Source organism: Geotalea sp. SG265 (genome assembly GCF_022808985.1).
GTDB lineage: Bacteria > Desulfobacterota > Desulfuromonadia > Geobacterales > Geobacteraceae > Geotalea.
The window spans coordinates 24,036-31,278 of the sequence record NZ_JAKZFT010000024.1 but is presented as its reverse complement, the minus strand read 5'-3'; the positions used below and the strand labels follow the sequence as shown (position 1 = coordinate 31,278).

General features: G+C 56.0%; 5 protein-coding genes and 1 pseudogene. 4 read left to right on the top strand and 2 right to left on the bottom strand.

Features of this window, described 5'->3' with window-relative positions; all coding sequences use genetic code 11:
- Window positions 1–177: 177 nt before the first annotated feature.
- Together ML541_RS18175 and ML541_RS18170 are read right to left on the bottom strand one after the other, a co-directional pair.
- The gene (locus tag ML541_RS18175; RefSeq protein ID WP_347710816.1) at window positions 178–1,428 is read right to left on the bottom strand and encodes a hypothetical protein; all 1,251 of its coding nucleotides are present in this window, start codon (window positions 1,426–1,428) and stop codon (window positions 178–180) included.
- 38 nt (window positions 1,429–1,466) lie between these two features.
- Window positions 1,467–1,806, bottom strand: a pseudogene (locus ML541_RS18170) (GxxExxY protein).
- Between the two features lie 535 nt (window positions 1,807–2,341).
- On the opposite strand from ML541_RS18170, the gene ML541_RS18165 reads away from it, so the two are divergent.
- From ML541_RS18165 to ML541_RS18150, 4 genes are read left to right on the top strand one after another with little or no spacing between them, the layout of a single operon-like run.
- Window positions 2,342–3,610, top strand: coding sequence for a radical SAM protein (locus ML541_RS18165; protein ID WP_243375268.1), 1,269 nt, complete (start codon window positions 2,342–2,344; stop codon window positions 3,608–3,610).
- A gap of 2 nt (window positions 3,611–3,612) precedes the next feature.
- On the top strand, window positions 3,613–4,092 hold the full coding sequence (locus ML541_RS18160; protein WP_243375264.1) for a hypothetical protein: 480 nt from the start codon (window positions 3,613–3,615) through the stop codon (window positions 4,090–4,092).
- Window positions 4,089–4,925, top strand: a complete 837-nt coding sequence (locus ML541_RS18155; RefSeq protein WP_243375262.1) for a hypothetical protein — start codon at window positions 4,089–4,091, stop codon at window positions 4,923–4,925. The genes ML541_RS18160 and ML541_RS18155 overlap by 4 nt, the downstream gene beginning before the upstream one ends.
- 8 nt (window positions 4,926–4,933) lie before the next feature.
- Window positions 4,934–7,213, top strand: a complete 2,280-nt coding sequence (locus ML541_RS18150; protein WP_347710815.1) for a DUF3604 domain-containing protein — start codon at window positions 4,934–4,936, stop codon at window positions 7,211–7,213.
- Window positions 7,214–7,243: the final 30 nt, after the last annotated feature.

Genomic DNA, 7,243 nt, shown 5'->3' with positions numbered 1-7,243 from the left:
GTAAAATGGCTGTAGGACATGGTGGGTTCCTTTCCGTAGTGAGTGTTGGTCGCGCTTCACACACTACCAGAAAACCATCATGTCCTGCTTTTTTATCACGTGGTGCACTTACGAATAGAATCTACCCCTGGCTGCTGGAGAAACTAGGGACACTCCCCCCTATTTTCTGAGACCTAATTATCCCCGCGCCACCTTCAACAAAACCCGCCAATCATCCCCAAACCGTCCCATCGCCTCGCAATTGCAGGAAACATCCGAGAAGAGCAAATAACGGAACGCAACGCTGCCGACATTGCGAAATGCGGGCCGCTGCAGCTGGGCAAGGATTTCCTTCTCTCGATTATCAGGAGCAACCAAAAAGAAATCGTACTTGCGGTCGCCGAGAGAGGACCCCAGATCGAGCAGCCGCAGCATTCCTGAGTAAATGGAGGTGCTCTTCTCGATCTCAAAGGCGCATTCAATCTGCCTATTCTCCCGGTTGATCCAGATGACGTCAATCAGCGACACCGTCTTCAACGTCTCCGGCGCCATCTCCAGCGGCGGCAGCTCAGGCAGGGCCAGCGACTGCAGGCTTACGCCCGCCAGACTGCGGGTCCGGTCGTTTGCCGCAACCCACACGTCATAGCCCAGCTCTCGCCCCATGCGGGTCAGGGTAAACTGCATCTCCAGGTGCGAGTTCTCATCCTCCTGCGCCTTGCGCACCTCCTCGTGCCGCTTCTTCAGCGCCTTTTCCAGCTTTACTCTGTCAAACTCCAGTGCAGTCTCGAAGTTCCCCGCCAGGGCAATCTTCCCTACCCCCACATCGAACAACAGGCCGGAGATTGCCCCCAGGTCCTTGGAGAGCGCCGGCTGCAGTTCTTCGTTGGCGCGAACAATGGCCTCGCGCATCTCAAGATAGGCAGGCCATGAGCCAAGGGGTTTCTTGTCGGCGAAGATGGTGTTAAAGCCATTGACCATGGCGGTGTTGAAAGGGGGCATGTGGGTGGGATGGAGAAAGTAGAGGATGTTGGCGACGGCCGGGCCGAGCCCTTTGATGCAGCAGTCGTCGAGGGTAAGGATCTCGCGGATTAGACGGTCTGCGGTGGAGCAGGAAAGGCAGCTTTCCAGGAAGCGGCCGAAGGCTGCCTTGTTCTCTTCGTTCTCGTAGATGTCCGGGATGCGCAGCTTCGGTTTCCAGTAGAATGGGTGCGCCGCCCCCTCGAAGACCTGCTTTTGCTCAGTGATGCAGGTCAGGACGAATTCCAGAGGCGAGCCCTTGAAGTCATTGCCGAATGTCCCGGCTTTGATCGCCTCGATCACCTCAGTTACACCGCGCCTGATGGAGCGAAACGCCTTCATCCGCGTTTCGTTGTCGATGAACCAGGTGTTGTAGACCGACTCCGGGTCGGACTTGTATCGCTGCACCAGTTCCTTCAGATTTGCCGCCATCATGATATATGCCTACCTCCAATATTCACATCCGCAGATTACGCAGATACGCGCAGATTGAAAACCAGCCGCTTGTATTCCAGACGTGGAGCACCGAAATTAATCAGCAACGCCCTGCTCCGGTTAGATGCCTTTAGATAATTGATCACCTGGGCTTCTTCAATCGATGTAAGCCGCTGCAATGCCTTCAACTCGACAATCACGGATCCATAGCAAAGAAAATCGGCACGATAGCAAGTAGAAAGAGGCCTATCCCGGTAGGATCGGCAATTCCTTTTCCCGCTCGTACGGTATACTCCGCCCCTGGAATTCCCTCTCCAGTGCTTCCTGGTAAACCGCTTCCAAGAATCCATGTCCCAGTTCTGCATGAACAGCCATCGCTGCACCAATTATCGTCTCCCTGTCACGACAGTCTGCGTCCATCTGCGTAATCTGCGGATTCATAGATTTCCCTCGGAATTCAATTAATTCCCCTGCGCCACCTTTAACAGAACACACCATCACGCATCCTGAAAAGCAAAACGCCGCTTCCCTATTGGTGGAAAGCGGCATTGTCATTTTATTCAGCCATCATCACTACCTCTACGACAATTAAGTTCCTATTAATTACTCCCTACTCCGTTGTAGGTCAACAGGATTTGTCCATTGCAGCGAGAATCGCACCAGAGCTGGTCCAAGATTTAATCTACTATTCCTATAGAAATAAAAGTTTTTATTCTTGACAACACATATAAAGTATTGCTAAACTTGGAACCATCAAAGCCGATGATTATCGGGTGACAATTTAAGAGGCTGACCAGAAACACTGGAGGCCAGACGAAACGCGGGCATGCAAGCCCCTTTTCCGTCTGGCCTTTTTATTTTCGGGTGCAACATTACATAAGCAATCCGCGCAGTGAAAGAGGAATCCAGTATGCCACTCGCTTCAACAAAAACACACAGACAATCAGCAGTTGAGGAAACCATTGCCCGCTATCCCGATGTGCCCCGCTTCGTCATCATCAAGACTGATGTGCAGCGCCGGGGCGTCTTCTATACGGATGAGGCATTGGGGCTCCTTGATGAGCGGCTCCATCAGACCACCGGCACCCACATTTTCGGTGCCCGGGACGGCAGAATTGCCGCACGTCCCGAATCCCTCCTGTTGAGGGATGGCAGTTCGATCATCACCACCCCTACCCCATTGGAAGAGAACCCTTATGTGGTCGATCTCCTGGACGGACAGCCCTGGCTGTTTGATGCAGGGGAACCGGTGGAAGAGGTTGATTACTGGCCGGCACCTGCCTTCTATGCCAAAACAAGCAGATCGGGCGTACCGATGAAAAACATCGTCAGTGCCCGGCCACAACGGTTGAATATCTTCCCCTATCGGTACTGCACCTTCTGGAACAACGGCAAGGGATGCAGTTTCTGCGACATTGTCGAGCAACTGAAGAAGGGGGGTAAGGAACTCCAGATCCCCGCCAGGCTCGATCCGGTGGAAGTGGGTGAAGTGGTGCAAGAGGCCCTCAGGGAACCGGGGCGCTTTTCCAGCGTTTTCCTGACGTCCGGCTCGATTGTTGGGGGAAAACAGCCCTTCGATGACGAAGTTGATTACTACATCGACATCCTTAAAGAAGTGGGAAAGAACTTCCGCACCGCCAAGTATCCGAGCCAATTGATCGGCACGGCATTTACCAAGGAGCAACTGCAGCGGCTCCATGGCGAGACCGGCTTGACCAGCTATACATCGGACATAGAGGTTCTGGACGAAGAACTGTTTAATCAGTACTGCCCTGGAAAAGCGGAATGGATTGGCTATCAGGAGTGGAAGCGGAGACTGGTGGATGCAGTGGAGGTATTCGGTCCCGGCCGCGTCAATACCGGTCTGGTGGCAGGCATCGAGTTGGCAGGCCCCCGCGGCATTGCCAGCGAGGACGAAGCCCTGCAGCGCACCCTGGCCGAAGCGGAAGACTTGGCCAGACAGGGGGTAAGCACGGTATTCATCGTCTGGTCGCCCCGCCCCCACACACCACTTGGCCAGTACAAGAATGCCTCGCTGGACTACTACATACGCCTCACCCGGGGGCTGCACGCCCTGCGCATCAAATACCGGCTCCCAATCGATCATGACAGTTACCGTAACTGCGGCAATCACCCCGACAGCGATCTTTCCCGGCTGTTGCCGCTATGGGAGGAGTAGCCATGCCTATTGTATCCACATCACCTATTGCAGAATTTCTGGGCAGGGCTGGGACCATAGCCAGCATTGCCACCCTCGATGAACAGGGTGCCCCCCATGCGGTTCCGAGCCCATTCCTGAGCCTGGACCCGCAGGGACGGCTGGTGCACCTGGAACTTTTGGAAACCTCCACCAGTCACCGCAACCTGCTGCGAAGCATCTGGTTTAACAGGCCGGTATCGATCACCCTGACCAACAGCGATAGAGAAGTCCTCGTCATCACCGGCAAACCCCATAAAGCCCATGTTTCCGGCCCCCTGTTCAGCGATTACTATCGTCTGGTTCGTTCCAGGCTTGAAGATGCGGATCTGGCGGCGGTCTGGCTGATCGAACCGCAGCAGACCAGAGATGAAACGTACGCCAAACGGAAATCCCAGGAAGAGGCATTGCACCCGTTTCACCTCCATCTGGATCGGCTGGCGGTGACCGAGGACGAGCAATGACCGAATCCCCCCTGACAGCTGCCCATATTCGGGAAAAGGCCCTTTCCCTGGGCGCCGAACTGGTCGGCTTTGCCCCGGTGGAACGATGGCGCGAGGCCGCGGACGTTCCCGAGAATTTTCACCCGGACCACGTCTGGCCATTGACGAAGACGGTGATTGTCTTGGGGGTACCGGTCTGGCTGCCAATCGTGGAAACGGCACCGGCAGAATGGGGGCGCGAGCAGTACACCATTACCAATACGCTGCTCGATGCAGCCGCCTATCGTCTGGCTGCCTTTCTTAACCGGCATGGCCATGCAGCCATCAACATCAGTCGTGATGGATATGGCGACATAGATGTCTTGCTGAAAACACCGGCGGCCGCCTTTTCCCATGTCTGGGCGGCCCATTACAGCGGAATCGGACGAGTCGGATGGAATCACACCCTGCTTACCCGCGAATATGGCCCCCGCGTCCGGCTCGTGTCGGTCCTGACCGCCCTTGAGCTGCCGGGCGACCCGCTGTTGGCGGACGAACTGTGCAACCGCTGCCGGCTCTGCAAGAAGATCTGTCCGGCACAGGCTTTTAGCGAGGAAACAGGAGAATCTTACGCCCGGATGGATAAGCTGGCCTGCGCAACCAACAGCAAAAAGCTGCGCAAATCCTTCCGCAACCCCTGCGGCTTCTGCATCAAGGTCTGTCCCGTGGGCAATGACAGGCAGCTATTTCAGAGTACCGATTGCAGCAAGTATTTTCGCGAACGTGAGGTTTTGGCAGAGAGTCCTGATGCGGCTGAATTCCGCGACTGGCAGCACATCAGACGCTACGGCGGATTACCACTGGAAAATGAATAGGTATGACCATGGGAAAGGATTCCACACGCAATAATGCCCGCCACTCCACCTATCTTGCCGACAGATTGGGGGCGGCCACAATCTCCCCCATGGGGGACTTCGTGGCGGGCAGTTTTGCCAGCTGGACCTTGACCTATACCGCCGGCTATTACGGCATTGATGATACGGGCAGCCTAAAGATCGTCTACCGCTTCGCTTCCGACATGGGCACCCCACAATTTCATGATCCAGTTGCAGATAACTATGTCACCGCTGAAGCAGATAATGGCGTGGTGCTGGAATTGCGCTATGACCGGAAAGGCAATTTGCGGCCTTGGGACAAGACCATCCATGTCCGGGTGCAGCGTGGCACCCTGCGGGCGGGAGATCGCATCACCATTTATCTCGGTGATACCCGCTTCGGGTCGGCAGGGATGTTTGTACAGACCTTTTGTGAGCCGAGCTTTGAGTTCAGGGTTCTGGTGGATGCCTTTGCCACCTACAACTTTGTCGAACTGCCTCACCAGCCTGCCATCTCCATCGTTGCCGGTGAGCCGGTAGCGTATCAGGCGGTCCTCCCAACCCTGCGCCGGGTAAATGAGCCATTCTCCTTAGGCTTCAAGGGTGAGGATAAATGGGGCAACCCCAGCAATGGAGTGCACGGGAGCTTTCGCCTGGAGAGCAGCGTGCCGGTCAAAGGCCTGCCCGAAGTTGTCACGGTTGCGGCAGGGACTTATGCCATTTCAATAAAAGGGCTGGAGGTGGGGGAACCCTGTGATCTGAAGATCACCGTGCGAGACGATGCCGGAGCAGTCCTCTGTGTATCCAATTCGCTACGGATCGTCGAGCAAGCGGAATTGCTCCCTTTTTGGGCTGATCTTCACGGCCAGTCAGAGGAGACCATCGGCACCAACTCTGCCCGCCAGCTGATTGAATTTGCCCGTGATCGGGCCTTCCTCGATGCCATGAGCCACCAGGGGAATGACTTCCAGATCACCAACGACTTTTGGCAGGAACTTAACCGACTGACAGCAGAATACAACCGAGATGGAGAGTTCATCACCTTTCCCGGCTATGAATGGTCCGGCAATACCGGCCTGGGGGGGGACCGCAATATTCTGTTCCGCCATGAGAATCGCCAGATCCATCGCTCGCACCATGCATGCCTGGAAGACCTATCCGATGTGGGGAGCGATGCGGCCACTGCTGCCGATCTGTTCCGGGAACTGCAACATGAAGACTGCATCGTATTCGCCCACGTGGGTGGCAGGTATGCAGACCTGGGCACTGCCCATAACGCACAACTGGAGCGATCGGTGGAAGTGCATTCCGATTGGGGGACGTTCGAGTGGCTCCTTGAAGATGCCTTTTCCCTGGGACACCGGGTAGGCATCGTTGCCAATTCCGATGGTCACAAAGGAAGACATGGTGCCAGTCATCCCGGCGCATCCCTGTTCGGGGCCTATGGCGGCCTGACCTGCCTGCTGGCTAAAGAACTCACCCGTGACGCACTGTTCGAGGCTTTGCGCCAGCGTCATCACTATGCCACCACCGGCTGCCGAGCCTTTTTGCAGGCCCGCATCCGTTTCAATGGGCCGGCCGGCTTATATGGGGAAGATCCTGTCGCCGGCGGTAGCATCATTGCACCGGTCCTTCAGGCGCAGATGGGCGACATAGTCAGTACCACCGCACCGGAAGTCACCCTGGAAATAGATTTTGTCGGCAGCGCTCCCGTAGAACGAGTCGAAATCCGCAATGGAACGGAGCTGCTGGAAACCTGGCGACCATACCGTACACACCAGCTCGGCCGACGCATCCGGGTCATCTGGGAGGGGGCGGAATACCGGGGACGCGGTCGAGAAACCCACTGGGATGGACATGCAGAATTGAGCGGGAACTCTTTTGAGCAGGTGAAACCGATCAATCGGTGGAACCTGACCAAAGCCTTCACCCATAGCAAGCCGGGCCGCGTTAATTGGCAGGCAGTGACGACCGGCGGCTTCGGCGGCTTTGAAGCGCTGCTGACAGATCAGGAGTCAGGGGCGTTGAGCGTCGAAACAGCCCCGGTCAAGGCAGAGATCGCTGTGCCGCATATCGGACTTGAAGACACCGTACTCCCGGCACAAGGGGAGATCAACCGCCAGATCAGGGTCTTCCGCTTGCCCGATGAAAACCGACAGCAATCGGTCGCCCTGTCGCGCAACATAGCATTAAGGAATGGAGACAATCCCCTTTATGTCTGCATCACTCAGGAGGACGGGCATCGGATATGGTCGAGTCCCACTTATGTGCTGCACGAACAGCAATAATGACAATAGAAACAGACCAACATTAGATAC

Coding starts and splice junctions, on each gene's coding strand:
- ML541_RS18160 (WP_243375264.1), top strand. CDS start 3,613: ATGCCTATTGTATCCACATCACCTATTGCAGAATTTCTGGGCAGGGCT.
- ML541_RS18165 (WP_243375268.1), top strand. CDS start 2,342: ATGCCACTCGCTTCAACAAAAACACACAGACAATCAGCAGTTGAGGAA.
- ML541_RS18150 (WP_347710815.1), top strand. CDS start 4,934: ATGGGAAAGGATTCCACACGCAATAATGCCCGCCACTCCACCTATCTT.
- ML541_RS18175 (WP_347710816.1), bottom strand. CDS start 1,428: ATGGCGGCAAATCTGAAGGAACTGGTGCAGCGATACAAGTCCGACCCG.
- ML541_RS18155 (WP_243375262.1), top strand. CDS start 4,089: ATGACCGAATCCCCCCTGACAGCTGCCCATATTCGGGAAAAGGCCCTT.